This is a genomic window from Kitasatospora sp. NPDC056273, from assembly GCF_042268845.1.
Lineage (GTDB): Bacteria > Actinomycetota > Actinomycetes > Streptomycetales > Streptomycetaceae > Kitasatospora.
In genome coordinates this window covers 150,988-171,188 of record NZ_JBHJSJ010000005.1, presented here as the reverse complement: position 1 = coordinate 171,188, position 20,201 = coordinate 150,988, and the positions used below count along the sequence as shown (strand labels likewise).

At 74.9% G+C, this 20,201-nt stretch carries 22 protein-coding genes; 12 read left to right on the top strand and 10 right to left on the bottom strand.

The window, feature by feature from the left end; translation table 11 throughout:
* Positions 1 to 75: 75 nt before the first annotated feature.
* Complete coding sequence (locus tag ACFCY1_RS06725) at positions 76 to 783, top strand: DUF981 domain-containing protein (protein ID WP_375873785.1); 708 nt, start codon at positions 76 to 78, stop codon at positions 781 to 783.
* Between the two features lie 30 nt (positions 784 to 813).
* Here ACFCY1_RS06725 and ACFCY1_RS06720 read toward each other — a convergent pair whose 3' ends face one another.
* Positions 814 to 1,617: an SAM-dependent methyltransferase gene (locus tag ACFCY1_RS06720; protein WP_375873784.1), complete on the bottom strand. Its 804-nt coding sequence runs from the start codon at positions 1,615 to 1,617 to the stop codon at positions 814 to 816.
* 286 nt (positions 1,618 to 1,903) lie between these two features.
* Between ACFCY1_RS06720 and ACFCY1_RS06715 the strand changes: the two genes are divergently transcribed.
* The gene (locus ACFCY1_RS06715; protein ID WP_375873783.1) at positions 1,904 to 2,503 is read left to right on the top strand and encodes an RNA polymerase sigma factor; all 600 of its coding nucleotides are present in this window, start codon (positions 1,904 to 1,906) and stop codon (positions 2,501 to 2,503) included.
* On the top strand, positions 2,500 to 3,231 hold the full coding sequence (locus tag ACFCY1_RS06710; protein WP_375873782.1) for a hypothetical protein: 732 nt from the start codon (positions 2,500 to 2,502) through the stop codon (positions 3,229 to 3,231). The genes ACFCY1_RS06715 and ACFCY1_RS06710 overlap by 4 nt, the downstream gene beginning before the upstream one ends.
* Before the next feature lie 29 nt (positions 3,232 to 3,260).
* On the opposite strand, the gene ACFCY1_RS06705 is transcribed toward ACFCY1_RS06710, so the two are convergent.
* The 5 genes from ACFCY1_RS06705 to ACFCY1_RS06685 all read right to left on the bottom strand — a co-directional run bounded on the left by ACFCY1_RS06705 (position 3,261) and on the right by ACFCY1_RS06685 (position 7,967).
* Entirely contained in the window at positions 3,261 to 5,015 is a 1,755-nt protein-coding gene (locus tag ACFCY1_RS06705) for a condensation domain-containing protein (RefSeq protein WP_375873781.1), read from the bottom strand.
* 123 nt (positions 5,016 to 5,138) lie between these two features.
* Positions 5,139 to 5,816 (bottom strand): 4'-phosphopantetheinyl transferase family protein, encoded by a 678-nt coding sequence (locus ACFCY1_RS06700; protein WP_375873780.1) that lies wholly within the window; start codon positions 5,814 to 5,816, stop codon positions 5,139 to 5,141.
* Complete coding sequence (locus ACFCY1_RS06695) at positions 5,813 to 6,598, bottom strand: hypothetical protein (protein ID WP_375873779.1); 786 nt, start codon at positions 6,596 to 6,598, stop codon at positions 5,813 to 5,815. Before ACFCY1_RS06695 ends, ACFCY1_RS06700 begins: the two co-directional genes overlap by 4 nt.
* Before the next feature lie 4 nt (positions 6,599 to 6,602).
* The gene (locus ACFCY1_RS06690) at positions 6,603 to 6,893 is read right to left on the bottom strand and encodes a phosphopantetheine-binding protein (RefSeq protein WP_049653836.1); all 291 of its coding nucleotides are present in this window, start codon (positions 6,891 to 6,893) and stop codon (positions 6,603 to 6,605) included.
* A gap of 141 nt (positions 6,894 to 7,034) precedes the next feature.
* Positions 7,035 to 7,967, bottom strand: coding sequence for a 3-oxoacyl-[acyl-carrier-protein] synthase III C-terminal domain-containing protein (locus tag ACFCY1_RS06685; RefSeq protein ID WP_375873778.1), 933 nt, complete (start codon positions 7,965 to 7,967; stop codon positions 7,035 to 7,037).
* Positions 7,968 to 8,110: 143 nt separating this feature from the next.
* On the opposite strand from ACFCY1_RS06685, the gene ACFCY1_RS06680 reads away from it, so the two are divergent.
* The 4 genes from ACFCY1_RS06680 (at position 8,111) to ACFCY1_RS06665 (ending at position 11,586) form a co-directional block, all read left to right on the top strand.
* On the top strand, positions 8,111 to 8,410 hold the full coding sequence (locus tag ACFCY1_RS06680; RefSeq protein ID WP_375873777.1) for a hypothetical protein: 300 nt from the start codon (positions 8,111 to 8,113) through the stop codon (positions 8,408 to 8,410).
* On the top strand, positions 8,407 to 9,609 hold the full coding sequence (locus ACFCY1_RS06675) for a glycosyltransferase (protein WP_375873776.1): 1,203 nt from the start codon (positions 8,407 to 8,409) through the stop codon (positions 9,607 to 9,609). The genes ACFCY1_RS06680 and ACFCY1_RS06675 overlap by 4 nt, the downstream gene beginning before the upstream one ends.
* 117 nt (positions 9,610 to 9,726) lie before the next feature.
* Positions 9,727 to 10,701 carry an ATP-binding cassette domain-containing protein gene (locus tag ACFCY1_RS06670; RefSeq protein ID WP_049653828.1) on the top strand — a complete coding sequence of 325 codons (975 nt, stop codon included), beginning with the start codon at positions 9,727 to 9,729 and terminating at the stop codon, positions 10,699 to 10,701.
* 120 nt (positions 10,702 to 10,821) lie between these two features.
* Entirely contained in the window at positions 10,822 to 11,586 is a 765-nt protein-coding gene (locus ACFCY1_RS06665) for an ABC transporter permease (protein ID WP_074004870.1), read from the top strand.
* A 63-nt stretch (positions 11,587 to 11,649) separates the two neighbouring features.
* Here ACFCY1_RS06665 and ACFCY1_RS06660 read toward each other — a convergent pair whose 3' ends face one another.
* From ACFCY1_RS06660 to ACFCY1_RS06645, 4 genes are all read right to left on the bottom strand, one after another.
* Complete coding sequence (locus tag ACFCY1_RS06660; protein ID WP_375873775.1) at positions 11,650 to 12,969, bottom strand: PLP-dependent aminotransferase family protein; 1,320 nt, start codon at positions 12,967 to 12,969, stop codon at positions 11,650 to 11,652.
* Positions 12,966 to 13,901: an alpha/beta hydrolase gene (locus tag ACFCY1_RS06655; RefSeq protein WP_375873774.1), complete on the bottom strand. Its 936-nt coding sequence runs from the start codon at positions 13,899 to 13,901 to the stop codon at positions 12,966 to 12,968. Before ACFCY1_RS06655 ends, ACFCY1_RS06660 begins: the two co-directional genes overlap by 4 nt.
* Positions 13,902 to 13,939: 38 nt before the next feature.
* On the bottom strand, positions 13,940 to 14,716 hold the full coding sequence (locus tag ACFCY1_RS06650; protein WP_074004873.1) for a class I SAM-dependent methyltransferase: 777 nt from the start codon (positions 14,714 to 14,716) through the stop codon (positions 13,940 to 13,942).
* Positions 14,717 to 14,902: 186 nt separating this feature from the next.
* Complete coding sequence (locus ACFCY1_RS06645; protein ID WP_375873773.1) at positions 14,903 to 16,003, bottom strand: alpha-hydroxy acid oxidase; 1,101 nt, start codon at positions 16,001 to 16,003, stop codon at positions 14,903 to 14,905.
* A 180-nt stretch (positions 16,004 to 16,183) separates the two neighbouring features.
* On the opposite strand from ACFCY1_RS06645, the gene ACFCY1_RS06640 reads away from it, so the two are divergent.
* The 5 genes from ACFCY1_RS06640 to ACFCY1_RS06620 all read left to right on the top strand — a co-directional run bounded on the left by ACFCY1_RS06640 (position 16,184) and on the right by ACFCY1_RS06620 (position 19,944).
* Complete coding sequence (locus tag ACFCY1_RS06640) at positions 16,184 to 17,608, top strand: class I adenylate-forming enzyme family protein (RefSeq protein WP_375873772.1); 1,425 nt, start codon at positions 16,184 to 16,186, stop codon at positions 17,606 to 17,608.
* A gap of 77 nt (positions 17,609 to 17,685) precedes the next feature.
* On the top strand, positions 17,686 to 17,961 hold the full coding sequence (locus tag ACFCY1_RS06635) for an acyl carrier protein (protein WP_049653814.1): 276 nt from the start codon (positions 17,686 to 17,688) through the stop codon (positions 17,959 to 17,961).
* The gene (locus ACFCY1_RS06630; protein ID WP_074004875.1) at positions 17,958 to 18,224 is read left to right on the top strand and encodes a hypothetical protein; all 267 of its coding nucleotides are present in this window, start codon (positions 17,958 to 17,960) and stop codon (positions 18,222 to 18,224) included. The genes ACFCY1_RS06635 and ACFCY1_RS06630 overlap by 4 nt, the downstream gene beginning before the upstream one ends.
* Positions 18,221 to 19,378: a beta-ketoacyl synthase N-terminal-like domain-containing protein gene (locus tag ACFCY1_RS06625; RefSeq protein ID WP_259317007.1), complete on the top strand. Its 1,158-nt coding sequence runs from the start codon at positions 18,221 to 18,223 to the stop codon at positions 19,376 to 19,378. The genes ACFCY1_RS06630 and ACFCY1_RS06625 overlap by 4 nt, the downstream gene beginning before the upstream one ends.
* A gap of 11 nt (positions 19,379 to 19,389) precedes the next feature.
* Positions 19,390 to 19,944: a beta-ketoacyl synthase N-terminal-like domain-containing protein gene (locus ACFCY1_RS06620; protein ID WP_375873771.1), complete on the top strand. Its 555-nt coding sequence runs from the start codon at positions 19,390 to 19,392 to the stop codon at positions 19,942 to 19,944.
* Positions 19,945 to 20,201 lie beyond the last annotated feature (257 nt).

Below are 20,201 nucleotides of genomic sequence, written 5' to 3'. Positions count from 1 at the left end.
CCGGGTGGACCCGGGCGGCGCGCGGTTTGCCGACGGACGGTGTCGCGTCATCCCTGATCCATGATTCAGCACGCCATGCCGCTCGCCGCATCCGGTCTGAAGATCGACTGGGCCAGGATGCCGACCTACAACACGATCATGTCGGTGGCCGCCGGCGCCGGACTCCTGCTGGTGGTCGCCCTGGGGCGCCGACTCCTCGTCCAGGGGCGCAGCACCACGCTCGAGGGCTGGGCGCTGGCGTTCGGGGCCCTCGGGTTCACGCTCGTCACCACCGGCCTGCACATGACCCTGACCTGGCCGCTGGCCGGGCAGGGGTTCCCGTTCGACAACGTCATCTTCGGCGAACCCGCCCTGGCGTTCGGCGTCTTCCTGCTGACCGCCTCCTTCTACCTCTGGAAGCGCGGCAGCGAACTGCTCGCCGCGGACGGCGTCGACCGGACGGTCCGGGTGGCCGCGCCGATCTCGGTGTTCGTCTTCGGCATGGGGCTGGCCTGCTTCGGCATCGCCGCCGCGGGCTGGAAGTACACGCTCTTCGCCGCCCCGCCGGAGGAGCCGATCTCCGGGGAGTTCTCGGACTGGCCGTGGCTGGAGGCGAGCTTCATGTCCGGGCTGTACGTGCTGGTCGGCATCGGGGCGCTGCTCTTCCCCTTCGCGCTGCGGGACCCCCGGCGGTGGATGAGCCCGGTGATCGGCGTCGTGTGGGGGCTGGCCGGCCTCGCCTTCCTGGCGTTCGGCGGGCTGAACTACTTCACCCACATCGGGCTCATCGTCAACACCATGTGACCCGCGGCGGGGGTGGCCGGGGGCGCCCCGTCACGGCCGGACGGCCACCCCCGCGTACAGCGAGACCTCCTCGGCGGCGACGGGCGCCTCGTCGGGCGACGGCCGCCACTGCGCGATGGGGACGAGCCCCGGCTCCAGGAGGGTCCAGCCGTCGAAGAAGCGGGCGATCCGCGGCCGGGTGCGGGCCTGGGCCGCGGTGCCGGCCGCCTCGTAGATCCGGGTCAGTGTGGCGATGTCCTCGGGTGCGAACTCGGGGCTGACGTGGGTGATCACCAGGGCGCTGCCCGGGACGAGGGCGGACTTGAGGTGCTCGACCAGCTCGTACGCGCCGTGGGTGTCGGGGACGAAGTGGAGCAGGGCGTTGAGGGAGAGCGCGACCGGACGGGACAGGTCGAGGGTCTCCCGCAGTCCGGGGGCGGCGAGCAGCCGGGCCGGGTCGGTGGCGTCGGCCTCGACGTAGGCGGTGCGGCCCTCGGGGGTGCCGGTGAGCAGGGCCTGGGCGTGCGAGAGCACGATCGGGTCGTTGTCGGCGTAGACCACCCGGGCGTCCGGCCGGACGCCCTGGGCGACCTCGTGCAGGTTGGGCGAGGTGGGGATGCCGGTGCCGATGTCGAGGAACTGGTCGAAGCCGAGCTCGGCGAGGGCACGGGTCGAGCGCTGCATGAAGGAGCGGTTGACGCGGGCGGCGGCGCGCAGCCAGGGCGCGACGGCGAGGGCGTGTCCGGCGGCCTCGCGGTCGGCGGCGAAGTTGGTGAACCCGCCGAGGAAGTAGTCGTACATCCGCGCCGAGTGCGGAACGTTGAGCCGCAGGTCCACCCCGTCGTAGAGACCCATCCGTGTTCTCCCCCCGGTGCCGTGCCCGATCGATCCTCCCCGCCCACGATAGGCGCGGCCCCTCGTGTTCCGAACAGCTTCCGGGCATTCCAACCAACCGCTGGTTCCCATGAGATGACAATCTGTATTCGGATTGCAGCCTGGAGTGACAGGCCTGATGGAATGAGGATGGGCGCAGACAGCCCGACCCTCGGGTGGCCCGGTGCGCAGCCGGCGGCCACGGAAAGCAGGCCCGATGACGATCGACAGGGGCGCCCCGACGCGCAGGCACCGGGGAGGAACGGCCGTGGCGTACCTCCGCGGGACGGCGGCGGAGCCGACGGCCGACACCGACCCCGGACTCCGCTCCGACCCCGAACTTCGCCTGGGCCTCCCCTACGCGGCCTTCTGCGAGACCCACGAACCCGCCTGGCGCGCCCTGGCCCTGACCCGGATAGGCAGCCAGTCCGACGCGGAGCTGGTGGTCTCGGCGGTGAAGGCCGACCTGGCCCGCTGCTGGTCGCAGGTGCTCCGGTTCGAGGAACCGGCCGCGTACGCCTGGCGGTTGGCCAATCGGCACGTCGCGGACTGGGTGGCCGCCGAGGAGCCGGTCGAGGTGGAGGCGGTCACCTTCGCGGCGGTGATCGGCGCCTTCAAGCAGGTGGCGAAGGGGCTGCTGCACAGCGAGGCGGACGAGGTGCGGCTGTACGCGGCGATCCTCGAACTGCCGGACCGGCAGCGGGACGTGGTGATCCTGCGGTACCTGCTCGGCCTGCACGTCAAGGTGATCGCGGCGTACCTGGGGCGGCCGGTGGCGACGGTGCACTCCAACCTCCGGCACGCCCGGGAGAGGCTGGCCCGACGGCTCGGGGTGGGCGAACTCCCGGACGGCGGCGGCGAGCTGTGACGGCGGCACCGGAGGACCGGGCCCCGGACGGCCCGGGCCGGGCCGACGGCGGGCGCACGGTGTTCCGCGTCCCGCGGCCCGAACGCGCCCATGCGGAGCGGATTGCCGCCGTGCGCCGGGCGCGGCTCACCGCCGCGCCCGCGCACCTGCCCTCGGAGCACGAGCAGGCGGCGTTCGAACTCGGCCTGGTGGTGGCCCTGGTGCTGGGCGCGCCGGACGCCTCGCACGGACTCGACCTGCTGGTGAACGCGCGCCGGATCCAGCCGGAGGGGGCCGAGGTGTTCGGCGCGCTGCTGTACGCGACCGGCAAGGAGGAGGGCGCCGAGTTCTGGTGGCGCTTCGCGGCCGGCTCGGGCAGCGGGACGGCCGCGTACTGCCTGCACCTGCACCACCTGATGCTCGGCGAGACCGACGACGCCGACTACTGGCGGGCCTGGTCGGACCAGCTGGCCACGGCCGAACGGCCGCCCGGGCCACGGGCGTTGCGGATGAACCGGCCACTGCTGCCGGACGACGTGCGGCGCGACATCCTCTCCCGGGTGCACCACGGGCTGGCTCCGCAGCTGCCGCCCGCCCTGGTCGCGGTGATCGACCGGCTGCCGGTGCAGGACGGCGGCGAGGAGGAGGTGCCGAGCCCCTGGGGGCTCACCTCGGGGGCGACCTCCGCCTGTTCCTGGGAGGACCTTCCATGGGACCCGGTGGATGATCACGACGCCCCGTGGGGGTGAGCGCCGTACGGGCCGCCGTGATCATCCCTTCAGGTGAGCACGGACAGCCGGGCGGCGACGGCCGGGTCGCGCCCGCTGCCCGCCTCGGTCCGCTCCCCCGCCGGGAGGTCCTGCCGCACGACGTAGTGGTGCGGCGCCATCGCGGTGTCGCGTCCGGGTAGGGCGGCGACCACCGCACGGTGGGCCTCGACCGGGCCGAACGAGGGGTCAACGGTCGCCAGTTCCACCACCAACTTCCCCTCCTCCTCGGAGAGTCGGTGCTCCCCGAGGGCGGTCCGCAGCAGTTCGCGGACGGCCGCGAGGTCGATCCAGGCACCGTCGACCAGCCGCCATTCGCCGCCCCTTTCACCCCCCGGCGGGCCGAGCACGGCGGGCAGGTCGGACAGCAGCACCGGCCCCTCGGCGGCGGCCGCGAGCAGGGCCGGCAGGGCCCGGGCGAAACCCTCGGTCTCCTCGGGGTCGAGCACCTGGGGGCAGGCGATCAGGGCGAAGTCGAGGCTGCCGGTGATCCGCAGGATGGTGAACATCAGCCGGACCGGCAGCGGCGGGGCGGGCAGGACGGTGAGTTCGGGGTCGACGACCGGGGGCGGCTGGGCGTCGGCGACGGCGGCCGGGATGGTGAGGCTCAGGTCGTTGACGACCACCTGGCGGGAGAACCGGGCCCCGCGCAGGTGGGCGGCGTCGTCCACCAGCTGCCAGACCTGCTGGGCATCCAGTGTGCTGTGCCAGTAGGCGCTCAGCAAGGCGGACTTGGCGCGGCCGATCAGCTGGTCGAGGTCGGCCGCGCCGGTGTCGAGCAGGATCAGCGCGTCCTGCGCGAGGGTGCCCACGTGGTCGATCAGGGCGGCGCGCTGGCGGTTGGCGGAGAGCGCCGAGAGCACCAGCTCGCGGCTGCCGGACCGGTGGGCGACCAGCGCGGCGAAGGCGGCGAGCAGGACGACCGACGGACTGGCGCCGGTGCGCCGGCAGACGGCGGCGAGGTGGTCCGCGGCGGTGCGCGAGCGGACCAGCAGAGCGCTGTGGTCGCCGGGCGGGCCGGTGATCCGCGCGTCGGCGAAGACGACCTGCGGGCCGGCGGTAAGGACCCGGGCCCAGTGCCGCAGCGCGGCCGCGGCCCTGCGGCGGCCCTGGGCGCTCTGCTCCGCGACGGCGACCTCCAGCGGGGTCGGAGCGGTGACCGGCGGCAGCTCCTTCCCGGCGGCGAGGGCGTGCCAGTCCTGGATCAGCACCGCGGTGGCGGCGCCGTCGGCACCCGCGTGACAGACCACGGCGACCAGCCGCAGCAGCCGCTCGCCTGCGGCGAGCATGGTGAACCGGACCCGCGGCGGAGCGTCGAGGGGTACCGGGACGGCGACATCCACCCGGCCCAACTCGGCGGCCAGCGCGTCCAGTTCAGCATCGCTCCGATTGCCGGCCTCGACCACCGTGACGGCGAACCGGCCGTTCCGGTGCACCAGCTGGCGGTCCGGGAAGCCGTCCGGGCCGGGGCCCGCGGGGAAGGAGGTCCGCAGCGACTCGTGGCGTTCGACCAGCAGGCGCAGGGCGACCAGCCCGGCGGGGACCGAGACTCCGTCGGGCACCGGCCAGACGGAGTCCTTGTTGATCCCCTCGGGCGGGTCGCGCCGGATGCAGAGGACCATGTTGCCCTGGCCCCGGGTGAGCGGGCCGGAGCCGCCGCCCTCGACGGCGTACCGGACGGTGATCCGCCTGGGGGTCGCTGTCGTGCCGCGCGGTGTCGCGCCGAGTGACGTCGGATCGTTCGGTGGGGCGTCCTGCGGTGTCACGTCGTACGCGCCTTTCGGCTCGCCGGGGAGGGCCGGGGAGGGTTCGGCAGGGGGTGTGACCGGGACGCTACCAGCGCCCTCGCGAGCTGGTCCAGACCAAACCTCGACGGGCCCGATCCATCGTCAATTTTCTTTCCACACACGGCAGTTGACATGTATCGGCGATTCCCCGAGGGCCGCCACGGCAGCCCGGAACGGCTCCGCCACGGGAACGTCGCGGAGTCGGGACGGGCCGGTTCCGAGCCCGCCCGGGTCGGTCACCAGCACCGGCGAGGGGCCGCCCACGGGCACGCCGAAGGACTGCGCGAGCCGCCCGCCGTACGCCTTGACGCAGGCCTCGCGGCGGCACCACAGGGTGGTGAACCGCGCCGCCCGCTCGGCCGGTTCGACGGGCTCGGCGACGAACCGCGCCTCCTCGGACGGGAACCAGCGGGCGGCCATCCGCTCGGCCGTCCGGGGGTCGTGGAGCCGCTCGACGTCGACGCCGACCGCCCGCCCCTCGGCGAGGGCCAGCGCAGCGAACGCCCCCGAGGCCGACCAGCTGACCCGCAGCCCACCGGCCGCCGCGGGCTCGGGCTTGCCGTGCGGACCGTACCGCCAGACCAGTGCGGCCGGAGGCACACCGAGCCGGGCGGCGACCAGCCGCCGGACGGCGCCGCGCACCACGGTGAAGCGCTCGCCCGCCCCTGGGTCCATCCGCGCCGCCCGGGCGCGTTCGTCCGGGTCGAGCAGCGGCCACAACTCGGCGGCCGGCACAGCTGGTTGACGCGTATCGATCAGCCAGAGGTCGATCGCCGTCACGGCAGGGCCAGCGTGCTGAGCACGCCGAGCCGCCGGTCGTACCCGGCCAGCAGCGCGGGCCGGCCGTCCGCCCGCCAGCGCGGGAGGTGGTCGGCCAGCTCCGCCCAGAGGCCGGTGAACGGCTGGGCCGGCGGGGGCTCCCCGGCGCCGAAGCCGGGGCCGAGCAGGAGCGCCGGCTCCGGCCCGAGCTTCTCGGCCTCGGCCCGGACCGCTTCCGCCGGGGAGGCCTCGCCCCGGGTCTGCCGGACGGCCAGGCCCTCGCCGGGGGCCTCCTCGCAGACCAGCACCACCACCGCGTGCCGCTCCGGCAACGGCACCGGCCCGGACGGTTCGTAGTGCAGCGCGCTCTGTTCGGCGAGCACCACCACAGCCCGGCGGCAGGTGCCGGTGCGCTGGTGGGCGGCGGCCAGCCGCAGCGCGGTGAAGGCCGCCGCGCCGCCCTGGTCGCAGACCGCGAAGGAGAGCGGGCTCCCCGGGACGGACCGGCTGAGCGCCAGCGAGGACGGCGCGCCGGGCCGGACGTCCGGGGTGTCGAAGGCCAGGATCAGCAGGTCCGCCGGCTCGTCCTCGGCCAGCGCCTCGCGCAGCGGTCCGGCGGCCAGCTCCTCGTAGGAGTGGCCGACGCCCTCGCCCAGCAGGTCCTCGCGCAGCGGCAGGCCGTAGGGGCGGACGAGGTCGGAGACGAAGACCCGCAGGTCCGGGTCGAGCGAGGTCTCCGAGCGGCCGTCGGAGCGGCGGGCGAGCACCCGGGTGATCCGCAGGCCGGTGGGACCGGGGGCCACCCGGTCAGTCCTCGGGGATGACGTGCCCGGCGACGTAGTCGGCCAGCCTGGTGACCGACCGCAGGTCGTCCTCGGTGATCTGCTCGACGTCCACCTGGATGTCGAGCGACTCCTCCAGCTCCAGGATCAGCTCGATGGTGCCGGCCGAGGTGAGGCCGAGGTCGTCGAAGAGGCAGGCGTCCTGCGGGATCTCGGGCAGCTCGCGCTTGAGGACGCGCGGCAGGAGCTCGCCGATGCCGTGCAGGATGCGCTCGCGCAGTTCGGGGTCGGTGGTCTGGACCGCGGCTTCTGACATGGGTGTCCCGTCCCGTCGTACGTGGGATGTGTGCTCCGGGGCTTGCAGGCGCCCCGGAGCTCTGGGGTGGTGTGGGAAATGTGGTGTGGGAAATGCGGCGTCGCTGTGCGGACGACGGCCGCCGGAGGAGTCGGCGGGCCGTCAGTACCGCATGGCCATCGCGGAGAACGTGGCTCCGACACCGGCGGCGGCGATCAGGTAGTGGTCGCCGCGGCGGAGCAGCCCCCGCGTGGTGGCGGTGTGGAGATTGATGAGGCCGTCTGAGGCGAAACTGTGCCCGACCGACCGCACGTTGTCCAGCACGACTTTCTCGACCGGATAGCCGATCCGGCGCGCGATCATCCGCCAGGACGCCTGGTTGACGTTGTGCGGCAGGATCGCGGCCAGGTCGGAGAGGTCCAGACCGGCCTGGTCCAGGGCGGCCTCGATCGCCTCCACCATCACGTTCGGGTACTCGCGCTGGTAGCGGGCGAGCAGGTCCGGGTCCTCGGCCAGCCGGCCGTCGAACTCCGGGCGTTGGCGCACCGCGAAGGAGAGCATCCGGTGGCGCTCGCCGTCGGCGCTGACCAGGCAGGCGGCCGCGCCCTCGGCGAAGATGCCGGTCTCGGGCACCACCTGGGCGTCCCTGGTGAAGGTCTTCTCGCCGGTCAGCACCAGGGCGAGCGCCGCCGGGTCGGGTTCGGCCGCGAGCAGCCGGCCGGCCAGGTCGATGGCCAGCAGGCCCACCGCGCAGGCGTGGTGGGTCACCGTGAAGGCGTCGGCGTGCACCAGTCCACGGGTTTCGAGCAGGTCGTGCAGCGGGTTGAGCGGATGGGGCACCGCCACCGGCATGCTGCGGGCATGGATCACGAAGCGGACGTCGCGTTCGCGTCCGCGCAGCTCCGGCAGGTTGTCCAGGGCGGCTTCGAGCAGGTCGGGCAGCGTCCCGGTCGGGTCCAGACGTAGCTGGTCCAGGCCGTGGAAGCGGCGGAAGAGACGGAGTTGACGTGGGGTCAGGCCGATGCGCTCGCCCACCGCCTCGATGGGAACGGCGTGTGGGGGGAGGTGGACGGCCACTGCCTCCAGTGCGGTCACCCGGGCTAGTATTCCGACGCCCGCCGGGTCGCACAAGTGATCCCGGGCCCCTCCACCGTCGCCGTCGCTCCCCGGAAGCCGCCAACTGCGCTCCGGTGCGGCCGCGTTCACCCCCGTGCCGTCGAGCAGGTGGGAGATCTCTCATGCCGAACCCTGAACCCCTCCACCCCGACGCCCCGTTGGACCCGGAGCTGGTGGCCCTGCTGGTCGAGGCGGCCGGCGCGCCGCCCGACTGGGCGCGCCACGTCACCCCGGACGCCCGACTGGACGGCGACCTGCTGCTGGACGAGGACGAACTCGCCGATCTGTCGCTACGGCTGCGCCAGCGCTTCGGTCCGCGGGCCGACCTGGCCGCGCTGCGCGCCGGGCTGGACCTGGCCGCCCTGGAGGCCCTGACCGTCGCCGACCTGCGGCGACTGCTCCCCGAGGAGGACGCGCGATGACCCGGTTCCTGCTGGTGATGCCGCCGTTGACCGGCCACGTCAACCCGGCCGCGGGCATCGCCGCCGAGCTGACCGCACGCGGCCACCAGGTCGCCTGGACCGGCACCGAGTCCGTGCTGCGCCCGCTGCTCGACCCGCACGCCGAGGTGCTCGGCACCGGCACCCGGGCGTTCCGGGCCCAGGGCGGGCACGGACTGGCCGCGCTGCGCACGCTCTGGGAGGGCTTCATCGTCCCGTACGCGCGGTTCACCGCGAAGCCGCTGGACGCGATCGTGCGGGAGTGGCGGCCGGACGTCCTGCTGGTCGACCAGCACACCCCGGCGGGCGCGCTGGTCGCGCACCGGCACGGGCTGCCGTGGGCGTCCTTCGCGCCGGGGGCGATGGAACTGGGCCACCCCTACCGGGCGTTGCCGCAGGTCGAGGCCTGGATGGCCGGGCTGCTGCGCGGGCTGTGGGAGCGTGCCGCGCTGCCTCCGGAGGAGTACCTGGACCCGCGCTTCTCCCCCGCCCTGGTGCTGGCGACCACCGGTCCGGCGCTGACCGGTTCGGCCCCGCCGCCGGAGCACGCGCTGGTCGGGCCGGTGCTGTCGGTACGGCCGCACGACCCGGACTTCCCGTGGGAGCGGCTGCTGCCCGGCCGGCGGCGGGTGCTGGTCACCATGGGCACGCTGGCCGGCGAGCTGGGCGCGGACTTCCTGGCCCGGTCCGTCCGGGCGCTGGAGCTGTGCGGCGACGACGTGCAGCCGGTGTTCGCCGCGCCGCGCGGGCTGCTGCCCGAACTCCCGCCCCGGGCCGTGGCGGTGGACCGGGCGCCGGTGCTGGAGCTGATGGCGCGCGGCGAGCTGGACGCGGTGCTCTGCCACGGCGGGATGAACACCGTGGGCGAGGCGCTGGCACACGGCCTGCCGCTGGTCACCGCGCCGATCCGGCACGACCAGCCGGTCGTGGCCGGCCAGGTGGCGGCGGCCGGCGCGGGGCTGCGGGTGCCGTTCGCGCGCGTCGCGCCGGAACGGCTGGCGGGCGCGCTGCGGGCCGTACTCGACTCCACGGAGTACCGGCGGCGGGCGGTTCAGGTCGGCGCGGAACTGCTGGCCGGGGGCGGTGCGGTGGTCGCGGCGGACCGGCTGGAGGCGCTCGGCCGAACGGGCCCGGGCCGGCGCCCTGTAGCAGACCGGGAGACCGCACGTCCATTGGTCTAGGCCATTGTTTCCGGGGCGGGGTTCGCCCTAGGGTGTCGCAGCGGCACCGCCCTCCGCAGGTGCCGGGCCCCGCCTTCCCAGGTGCCGTGGCAGCCCATCCCCGCACGGGAGTTCCCGTTGATCGAGACCACGGGACTGCGCAAGTCCTACCGCAAGAAGACCTCCCGCCGCGGCGGCGACGACACCACCGTCGACGCCGTCCGCGGCATCGACCTGTCGGTCGCCGCCGGCGAGATCTACGGCTTCCTCGGCCCCAACGGCGCCGGGAAGACCACCACCCTGCGCATGCTGGCCACCCTGATCCGCCCCGACGGCGGACAGGCCGTCATCGCCGGGGCCGACCTGTTCACCGACCCCGCCGGGGTCCGCCGCCGGATCGGCTACGTCGCCCAGGGCGGCGGCACCACCGACAACGTCAGCGCCCGCGAGGAACTGGTGCTCCAGGCCCGGATGTACGGCGCGGCCAAGGCACAGGCCGGCCAGGCCGCCGCGGACGCGCTCAAGGCCTTCGACCTGACCGGGTTCGGCGACCGCCCGTGCGCCACCTACTCCGGCGGCCAGCGCCGCCGGGTGGACATCGCGCTCGGGGTGATCCACCAGCCGCGGGTGCTGTTCCTGGACGAGCCCACGGTCGGGCTGGACCCGGCCAGCCGGGCGTACGTCTGGGAGGAGATCCGCCGGCTGCGCACCGAGGGCATGACGGTGGTCGTCACCACCCACTACCTGGACGAGGCCGACGCGCTCTGCGACCGGGTCGCCATCGTCGACCACGGCCAGGTGGTGGCCGAGGGCACCCCCGAGGCGCTCAAGCGCGAGATCTCCGGCGACGTCGTCCTGGTCGGGCTGGACGCCGCGGAGGCCGCCTTCGAGCGCGCGGCCGCGGTGCTGCGCCCGCAGCCGTACCTGCACCGGCTGGAGCAGAACGGCGACGAGGGGCTGCGGCTGTACCTGGAGGACGGCGCCGCCGCCATCCCCCAGCTGCTGCGCGCGCTGGACGCGGCGGGCCTGACGCCCGGCACCGTGCAGCTCCAACGGCCCAGCCTGGACGACGTGTTCCTGGCCCGCACCGGGCGCTCGCTGCAGCAGTCCTGACCCCGCACCGGGCGCCCGCCGCAGCAGTCCCGGCCCGCAGCGGCCGCCCGCCGTGGCAGTCCCGACCCCGCACCACCCGGACCCGCACCACCCGGCCCCGCACACCTCCCTGGGGAGACCGTGAAGCTCGCCCGCGACACCTGGCTGGTCTTCCAGCGCCAGCTGCTGCTCATGATCCGCACCCCGATCTGGATCGCCGTCGGCATCATCCAGCCCGTGTTCTACCTCCTGCTGTTCGCCCCGCTGCTGAAGAAGGTGCTCGCCTCGGAAGGCGCGCGCAGCTACGCCGACGTCTACCAGGTGTACGTACCGGGCCTGTTGGCGGTGCTGTGCATCTTCGGCGGGCTGTACACCGGCTTCAGCCTGCTCGGCGAGCTCAGGTCCGGCATCATCGAGCGCTCGCGGGTGACCCCGGTGAGCCGGCTGGCGCTGCTGCTCGGGCGGGCGATGCGGGAGATGGTGGCGCTGCTGGTGCAGGCCGTCCTGATCACCCTGATCGCGCTGCCGTTCGGGCTGCGGGTGAGCCCGCTGAACCTGCTGCTCGCCTACCTGCTGCTGGGCCTGCTGGCGCTGATGACCTCGGCGATCTCCTTCGGCATCGCGCTGATGGTGCCGACCGACGCGGCGATGTCCCCGGTGGTCAACACCATCGCGCAGCCGATCGCGCTGCTGTCCGGGGTGCTGCTGCCGCTCACCCTGGCGCCGGAGTGGCAGCAGCAGGCGGCCAGGTGGAACCCCTTCTACTGGGCGGTGGAGGGCATGCGCGCGCTGTTCTCCGGGCACGCCGGGGACGACGTGGTCTGGCAGGGGCTGCTGGTGGTCACGGTGATGACCGTCCTGGCGGTGTACTGGTCGGCCCGGCTGTTCTCCACCCGGGTGCGCTGACGGACGACACGGAGGGGCCCGGCTCGCGATGAGCCGGGCCCCTCCGTCGTCCCCGTCGCGACCTCAGGCGGTCAGGAAGGCCGCCAGCTTCGCCACACCGTCGATGATCTGCGCCTGCGTCAGCGAGCTGACGGACAGCCGCAGCCGGTGCTCGCCGCCGCCCGCCGGGTAGAACGGCGCCATCGGCGTCCAGAGCACCCCGTGGTCGCGCGCGCAGCGCTCCATGGCCGCCTCGTCGGCGACGAACGGCACCGTCAGCACGGCGAAGAAGCCGCCGTCCGGCCGGGTCCAGGAGATGCCCAGCCGGCGCCGCACGGAGGCCGGGAAGTGCCGGTCCAGCTCCCGCAGCAGGGTGTCCATGCCCGCCGCGTAGTGGGCCGTGGCAGGGGCGTTGGCGGCCCGCAGGCGGCAGTCGTGGGTCAGCAGCATGCCGCCGATGACGGCCTGGCTGAGCGCGGGCGTGTTGACCGTCGTCATGCTCTTCAGCTTGGCCAGCTCGTCCGCGAGCAGGCTGCGCCGCCCGTCGGGGCCGGCCACCTCCTGGTCGGCGACCACGTAGCCGAGGCGGGCCCCGGGGAAGCAGGTCTTGGCGAACGAGCCCAGGTAGACGACCTGGCGGCGGCGGTCCAGCGCCTTGAGGGTGGGCCGCTGCCCCGGGGTGCGGGAGAAGAAGCCGTACGGGTTGTCCTCGACGACGAGCACGCCCTCCTCGGCCGCGGCCTCCAGCAGCCCGGTGCGGGCCGAGACCGGCATGCTGGTGCCGGAGGGGTTGGCGAAGTCCGGGACGACGTAGAGGGCGCGCGGACGGCGCCCCTCGGCCCGCACCGCGCGGGCGGCGGCGCGGACCGCCGCCGGGTCGGGGCCGCCGTCCGGGCCCTCGGGGACGGGGCGGACGGTCAGGTCGAGCAGCCGGGCGGCGCCGGTGACGCCGACGTAGCAGGGCGAGCTCACCAGCAGGACGTCCTCCGGGCCGGCGCACAGGGCGCGCAGCGTCAGCAGCATGCCCTCCTGGGCGCCGACGGTGACCACCACGGACCCGGGGTCGACGGTCAGGCCCTCGTCGTTGGCCAGCGCGCGGGCGACCAGGTCGTTGATGAGGCCCTTGGTCGGGCCGTACTGGAACAGCGCGGTGCGCACCGCGTCCCGGCCGAGGCCGCGGTCGGCCAGGTGGGCGAGGTAGGTCTCCAGGTAGGCCGGGACGTCCTCGGGCTCGAAGAAGCCCTCGTAGGGGCGGCCGGGGGCGAAGGAGACGGCGTCCGGGTAGCGGGTGGTGACCTCGTTGAGGAAGGTCATCGCGTCCAGCAGCGGATCGGCCAGGGAGGCGTGCAGGTCGTCCAGTCGGAGGTCCGCCGCGGCGCCTCCCGGAGCGGGCGGAGCCGTCACCGCAGCGCCTCCCGGAGACAGCCGGCCGCGAAGGCCTGGGCCTCGGCGGCGTCGTCCAGGGTGCCGGTCATGGCGAAGAAGCCGTGCGGCATGCCCGGGTAGCGGCGCAGCTCGACCGGGACCCCTGCGGCGCGCAGCGCCTCGGCGTACTGCTCGCCCTCGTCCCGCAGCGGGTCGTACTCGGCGGTCAGCACGGTCGCGGGCGGCAGGCCGGCCAGGGTGGCGGCGCGCAGCGGGGAGGCGTACGGGCTGGCGCCGTCGCCCCGGTCGGCCAGGTAGTGCCCCCAGTACCAGTCCACCGAGCGGCGGTTGAACAGTGCCGGGTCGTCGTGGTCGCGCAGCGACGGGGTGTCGGCGCCGTGGTCGGTGTTGGGGTAGACCAGCAGCTGGTGGCGCAGGGCGGGGCCGCCCTCGGCGCGCAGCAGGAGGGTGAGCGCGGCGGCGAGGTTGCCGCCGGCGCTGTCGCCGGCGACCGCGATCCGGTCCGGGTCGACGCCGAACTCCTCGGCCCGTTCGACGAGTTGCAGCAGTGCGGCGCGGCTGTCGTGGAGCGCCGCGGGGAAGGGGTGCTCGGGGGCGAGCCGGTAGCCGACGGAGGCGGTGACGCAGCCGACGGCGTTGGTGAGCCGGCGGCAGATCGCGTCGCTGGTGTCGGGCGAGCCGAGCGTCCAGCCGCCGCCGAACAGGTAGAGCAGGACAGGCAGTCGGCGGCTGGGCGGCTCGGGGCGGTAGAGCCGCAGGGCGAGTTCGCCGCCGGGGCCGGGGACGCGGTGCTCCTCGACGGCGGCGACCGGCTCGGGCGTGCCGGCCACCGCGCGGATGTCCGCGAGGTCGGCGGCACGGGCCTCGGCGAGGGTGAGGGTGTAGAGCGGCGGGGTCCCGCTGCTCGCGCGCCGGGCGCGCAGCGCCTCGGCCTGGGGGTGCAGGGGCATGGGCGGATCCGTTCGGTGCGCGGGGCTCGGCGGCGGGTTCAGCAGTCTGCCTCGACGTACACGGTCTCGTCGGTGCGGAAGGCCGTGTCGAGGTCGGCGACGTCCGGACGGGCGCCCTGCCGGTAGGCGCACGGACGGATGCCGTCGGGGTCGAAGCCGGCCCGGGTGAGGACGTGCCGCAGCTCGTCCAGGTCGTAGATCCACTGGTGCCCGAAGTACCGGAAGATCTGGTTCACCAGGAAGGCGGGGCGCTCGGGCATCGGCGGGCCGAAGCCGAGGGTGGTCAGCCGGCGCCGGTGCTTGCCGAGGAAGCCGTCGCCGGTGGCGTAGCCGACCAGGTAGCGGGCGAGGTCGGGGGTGGTCAGGCGCAGGACGCCGCCGGGGCGCAGCACCCGGCGGGCCTCGCGCAGCCAGCCGACGGCGACGGGCATGGTGACGTGCTCGATCAGGTGCTCGGCGTACACCCAGTCGACGCTGGCGTCGGCGAAGGGCAGCGGTTCGGCGATGTCGAGCTGCGTGAACCAGCGGTCGCCGTCGACCCGGTAGAGGGTGCCGGGCGCGGTGGCGGCGTCGGGGCTGCGCAGGGTGGCGAGGTCGGTGCCGAGGCCCTCCGGGTGGGCGGTCCGGAAGGCGGCGAACTCGATTCCGGTGATGCCGAGTTCGCGCAGGCCCTGGTGGTCGCGCGGCAGCCCGCCGGGGTGCGCTTCGAGCGTGTCGCAGGTGGCGACCTGCTCGCTGAAGGCGTCCAGCCGGGGAGCCAGCCCGTCCGGGTCGTCCCAGTCCCAGCCCGGGAATCGTTCGTTCTGCTCGGTCATGTGTCGGACCTCCATGGGGGAGAACGCGGTTCGGGTACGGCGCGGTTCAACGGCGGTGCGGTTCAACGGCCGCGTGGTTCAACGACTGCACGGTTCAACAGCCGCGCGGTTCAACAGCCGCGCGGGGCTCGGGCCCGGCCGGCCGCGCGGGGGTACGGGTTCAACGGCCGCACGGGGGGCCAGGGTTCAGCCGGCCGGGCAGGGCCAGGGCGCGAGGACCGTACGGTCCAGGTCGGCGAGCCGGGGGCGGCCCAACAGGGCCATGGTGTGCTCCAGTTCCTCGCGCAGCAGGTCGAGCACCCGGTGCACCCCGGCCTCGCCGTCGGTGGCCAGGCCCCAGAGCGCGGGGCGGCCGACCAGCACGGCGCGGGCGCCGAGGGCGAGGGCGATCGCGAGGTCGGTGCCGCTGCGCACGCCGCCGTCGAAGAGCACCGGCAGTTCGGCGGGAACGGCGTCGACCACCTCGGGGAGGGCGGCCAGGGCCGGCATCGCACCGTCGAGTTGGCGGCCGCCGTGGTTGGAGACCAGGACGGCGTCGACGCCGTGCTCGACGGCCAGCCGGGCGTCCTCGGCGGTGAGGATCCCCTTGAGGACCAGCGGCAGCCGGGTGCGTTCGCGCAGCCAGGCCAGGTCGGTCCAGCTCAGTACGGGGTCGAACTGCTCGCGGGCGTGCTCGGCGATGCCCGAACGTCCGGCGGTGGCGCGGTGGCTGGTGGCCGTCAGGGCCTGGTCCAGGTTGACCGCGCGGACGGCCGACGGGACGGCGAAGCCGTTGCGCAGGTCGCGCAGCCGGCGGCCGATCCTGGGGGCGTCCACGGTCAGCACGAGCGCGCCGTAGCCGGCCGCCTCGGCGCGTTCCACCAGGGCGGCGAGGACGGCGCGTTCGCGCAGCCAGTACAGCTGGAGCCAGAGCGGGCCGGTGGCGGCCGCGGCGATCTCCTCCAGCGTCCGGCTGGCGAACATCCCGGCGACCAGCAGGGCGCCGGCCCGGCCGGCGGCGCGCGCGGTGGCGGTCTCCCCCTCCGGGTCGACCAGCCGGTGGTAGGCCATCGGGGCGATGCCGAGCGGGAGGCGCAGCGGTGCGCCGAGCAGGGTCAGCGCGGGGTCGCAGGCGGAGACGTCGACCAGGGTGCGCGGGCGCAGCGCATGGCGCCCGAACATCTCCCGATTGGCCGTCAGAGTGCGTTCGGCGCCGCTTCCGCCTTCGATGAAATCCCAGATTTCCGGTGGGAGTTGGGCGTGCGCCGCACGCTCGATCCCGGCCAGCGTGAGAAGTCCCACGGGCATTCCTCGTTCCAGGACGGCCACACGCGGGCCGGTCCTGCTTCGGCAGCGTAGGAGCAACGACCACATTGGTATAGACCTTGATTTGACCAAACGTCTGTGCCAAGGTCTGGCCACGGAATTGGCCGTTCGGATTTGTTAACGGCGTTCATGTCAAAATCCCCTCACTTGTGTGGAGCCGCGTTGACCGGCTTTCTCCCCTCCGTACTTCCGCCTGCCCTCCTGCCGCACTCCGACGCCCCGGACTCCTGGGTCGACCGGCTGCTGCTGGCCGGACCCGGCGGCGAGGAGTGCCTGCGCCTCGGCGCACCGCTCGACCGGGACGCCCTGCGCGCCCTGGTCGAGGAGCAGTCCGAACGACTGACGGCCGCCGGGCTCGGACCCGGCGGGACGGCGGCGCTGCGGCTGCCGCCGTCGGTGGCGTTCGTCGCGGTGCTGCTGGCGTGCTGGCGCCTCGGCGCCCAAGTCGCCCTGCTCGACCACCGGTTGACCGACCACGAGATCGACGCGGCGGTGGCCCGGCTGGCCCCGCAGGTGCTGGTAGGCTCCGCCCATCGGTCGGCGGCGGCCCTGCGCGGCTTCTCCGAAGTCGAGCCGGTGGCCGTCCCGCTGGCGGACGGGCGCCCGGCCCGCACCGGACACGCGTTGATCCAGCTCAGCTCCGGATCCACCGGTCCGGCCAAGGTCATCGCCCGCACCGCGACCGATCTGCTGCGCGAACTCGATTGCTACCGAAGGCTGGTGGAGTTCCCCGGCGAGGGCGAGCGGGTCGTCCTGCTCTCCTCGGTGGTGCACGTGCTCGGCCTGGTCGGCGGGCTGCTCAACAGCCTGCACGCCCGGGTCGCGCTCACCGTGCCGGAGCGGATGACGGCGGCGGGCATCCTCGCCGAGGTCGCCGCGAGCGACCGGCCGACCACCGTGATCGGGGTGCCCTTCCACGCCGAACTGCTGGCGGGGGCGGTCGCTCCCCCGCCACTGCCCCGGCTGCGGCGGATGGTCGTGGCGGGCGAACTCGTCCGCCCGGGACTGCCCGCGCTGTTCACCGAACGGTACGGCGTCCCGCTCGGCACCATGTACGGCATGACCGAGACCGGGGTGATCGCCACCGACCTCTCCGGTACGCTCCACCCTGCCAAGCGGCCCGTGCACGGCATGCGACTGCGCCTGGTGAAGGGCGAGTTGCAGATCGGCACGGATTCCTCCCCATACCCCGGACTGGACGATCCAACCCGCTGGTCCGACGGCTGGCTGCACACCCGGGACGCGGCCGAGCTGGCCGCCGACGGCCCGGTCACCGTGCTCGGCCGGCTGGACTCCCAGGTCTCGATCGGCGGCCTGAAGGTCGACCTCACCGAGGTCGAGCAGACGCTGACCGCGCTGCCCGACGTCCGCGAGGCCGTGGTGGTCTTCGACGGCGGCGCGATCGAGGCCTACCTGGCCACCGAACCCGGGACCGACCTCTCCTCCGTCCAGGACGGGCTGGCCCGCCGCCTGGCCGCCTACAAGCGGCCGCGCCGGCTCGCCCGACTGGACCGCCTCCCCCGCACCGCCACCGGAAAGCTGCTGCGCGACCCGGCCGCCCTGCGCGCGACCGCGACCGCCGGCTGACCGCGCCCACCGGCGCGCGGGCCGCACCCGGCCGCGCCCCGACCCCTTCGCACCACCACCCCGACAAGGAGCCCACCATGCAGGACCGCATCCGCGCCTTCGTCCTGGCGGCACTCGCCGAGATGCAGTACGACGTCTCCGAGGTCACCGGGGACACTGACCTCGGCCCGGCCGGGCTGGACCTCGAATCGCTCGCCCTGGCCGACCTGTCGGTGCAGGTCGAGGACGAGTTCGGGATCAAGTTCGACCTGGACGAGATGGAGACCACCGCGCTGATGACGCTGGACGAGTTCACCGGCGACGTCGCCCGCCGGGTCGACGCCCTCGCCGCCACCTCCGGCAGCGCCGCGTGACCGGCTCCCCGCTCCCCGACGCCCTGCCGGACCGGGCCGAGGTCCTGACCATGCTGGCGGCGTTCGGGCAGCGCGCCGTCGACACCGTGCCCGAAGACCTCGGGTCGCTCGAACTCACCTGGCTCGTCGCCGAGTTCGAGCAACGGTACGGACTCCAGCTGGACCTGGACGACGACCGCTTCGGCGCGGTGCGCACCGTCGACGACGCCACCGGGCTGCTGCGCGAGGCCGTCCTCGCCGACCGCGCGGGCGCCCGGCCGTGATCCCCGGGGGCACGGGCTCCGGCCCGCCCGGCCGGGCGGCCGACCGCCCGGTGGTCACCGGCGTCGGGGTGCTCAGCGCCGCCGGGCGCGGGCTCGCCGCGCTCACCGAGGCCGCCACCCACGGCAAGGCGCTGTCCGGCCCGGTCACCCGCTTCGACGTGAGCGCCCGCCGAACCACCCGGGCCGCGCTGTTCCCCGACACCGTGCCCCTGGCCTGCACCTTCCCCCTGGCCAGGGCCGTGCTCGACGCGATCGGCCAGGCCTGCGGGCAGGCCGGGCTGACCGCCGCCGAGGGCGCCGGCCTGCCCGTCCTGCTCGCCCTGCACAGCGACGAGCGCACCCGGGCGACCGCCGACGCGGTGGCCGCCGGGGTCCGTTCCGGGTGGGGCGCGCCGGGTGTCACCCGGGTGTACAACGGCGCCTGCGTGGCCGCCTCGACCGCCGTCGCCGACGCGGCGGCCCTGGTCGCCGCCGGGCGGCACGAGCGGGTCCTGGTCGCGGCCGGGCACCTGGTCGGACCAGGCGTCTTCGCGGTCTTCGACGCCGGACGGGCGCTGGCCCGGGACGGCGAGGCCCGCCCGTTCAGCGCCGGCCGCACCGGCACCCTGCTCGCCGACGCGGCCGCCGCCGTCCTGGTCGAGTCCGCCCCGGCCGCCGAACGGCGCGGCGCTCCCGCGCTCGCCCGGCTGGCCGGCTGGGGCCGGGCCGGGGACGCCCACCACGTCTGCCGCCCGGAACCGGAGGGCGACGGGACGGCCCGGGCGATCGGGGCCGCGCTCACCCGCGCGGGCGTCGATCCGGCCGAGGTCGGCTACGTCAACGCCAACGGCACCGGCTCGACCCTCGCCGACCGGGCCGAGGCCCGCGCCCTGCGGCGGGTGTTCGGCCCGCACACCGACCGTCTGCCGGTCAGCTCCAGCAAGTCCGTGCACGGGCACGCCCTGGAGGCCTCCGCACTGCTCGAACTCGCCGTCACCATCGGCGCGTTGGGCACCGGCCTGCTCCCGGTCAACGCCGGCTGGCTCGGCCCCGACCCGGACCTCGCGCTGGACCTCGTCCTGGACGGCCCGCACGCCGCCAGGCCGCCGTACGCCCTCAGCCTCAACTCCGCCTTCGGCGGCGCCAACACCGCCCTCCTGCTGGCCCCGGGATGACCGCCACCGCCATGACCACCGCCGAGAACACCCCTGCCGACCACACCCACGGACTGCGGATCCTCGCCGAGGCCCGCCGCCCCGCACCCGGCCTGGACGGGCCGCCGCCACCGCTGCCCGGCTTCGCCGCCTCCGCCTTCAACCCGCTGGTCGCCGACACCGCCGAACGCTGCCTGCGCGCCCACCACGGCGAACCGCCCGCCCCCGGACGGACCGCCCTGCTGCTCGCCAGCACGAGCGGCGACCTCGACACCGCACGGGCCATCGAGCGCAGCGCCGAACCCGGACAGCGGACCGGCCCGCTGCTGTTCTTCCAGTCCAACCCCAACGCCGTCCTCGGGCACGTCTCCGCGCGCTGGGGCCTGACCGGCCCGATCGTGGCGATCTGCCCGGCCGAGGCCGAACCCGGCGTGGTCCCGGCCGAGGCGTTCGAACTCGCCGCGCTGCTGCTCCAGGACGGCGACGCCGATCTGGTGCTGGCCGTGGCCGTCGAGCAGACGCCCGACGGGGACCTGGCCGCGGCCGTCCTGCTCGCCGGTCCGGCGGCGGGGAACCGGCCGGACTGACCCCTCCGAACCGTCCGACCGGACCGAACCGCCGCCCGAACCGCCACCCGGACTGAACCCCGCGACCGCCCCCGGCCGTAGGAACCATCGAGGCCCGGCGCCTGACGCAGCCGCACCCGGCACACCAGCGCCCCCGCCCGTCCCCGCCTCGCTCCCGGCACCCACCGCCCGAGCGACCGACCGCACGCAGCCCGCCACTCGCCGCACGCCATTCGTCGCACGCCGCCCGAGCAGCCGACCGCACCCGCCGCCCCCGC

What these genes read in the sequence shown, in the direction of transcription:
- ACFCY1_RS06725 (WP_375873785.1), top strand. Translation starts at nt 76, where the DNA reads ATGCCGCTCGCCGCATCCGGTCTGAAGATCGACTGGGCCAGGATGCCG.
- ACFCY1_RS06720 (WP_375873784.1), bottom strand. Translation starts at nt 1,617, where the DNA reads ATGGGTCTCTACGACGGGGTGGACCTGCGGCTCAACGTTCCGCACTCG.
- ACFCY1_RS06690 (WP_049653836.1), bottom strand. Translation starts at nt 6,893, where the DNA reads ATGTCAGAAGCCGCGGTCCAGACCACCGACCCCGAACTGCGCGAGCGC.
- ACFCY1_RS06680 (WP_375873777.1), top strand. Translation starts at nt 8,111, where the DNA reads ATGCCGAACCCTGAACCCCTCCACCCCGACGCCCCGTTGGACCCGGAG.
- ACFCY1_RS06675 (WP_375873776.1), top strand. Translation starts at nt 8,407, where the DNA reads ATGACCCGGTTCCTGCTGGTGATGCCGCCGTTGACCGGCCACGTCAAC.
- ACFCY1_RS06655 (WP_375873774.1), bottom strand. Translation starts at nt 13,901, where the DNA reads ATGCCCCTGCACCCCCAGGCCGAGGCGCTGCGCGCCCGGCGCGCGAGC.
- ACFCY1_RS06650 (WP_074004873.1), bottom strand. Translation starts at nt 14,716, where the DNA reads ATGACCGAGCAGAACGAACGATTCCCGGGCTGGGACTGGGACGACCCG.
- ACFCY1_RS06645 (WP_375873773.1), bottom strand. Translation starts at nt 16,003, where the DNA reads ATGCCCGTGGGACTTCTCACGCTGGCCGGGATCGAGCGTGCGGCGCAC.
- ACFCY1_RS06635 (WP_049653814.1), top strand. Translation starts at nt 17,686, where the DNA reads ATGCAGGACCGCATCCGCGCCTTCGTCCTGGCGGCACTCGCCGAGATG.
- ACFCY1_RS06620 (WP_375873771.1), top strand. Translation starts at nt 19,390, where the DNA reads ATGACCACCGCCGAGAACACCCCTGCCGACCACACCCACGGACTGCGG.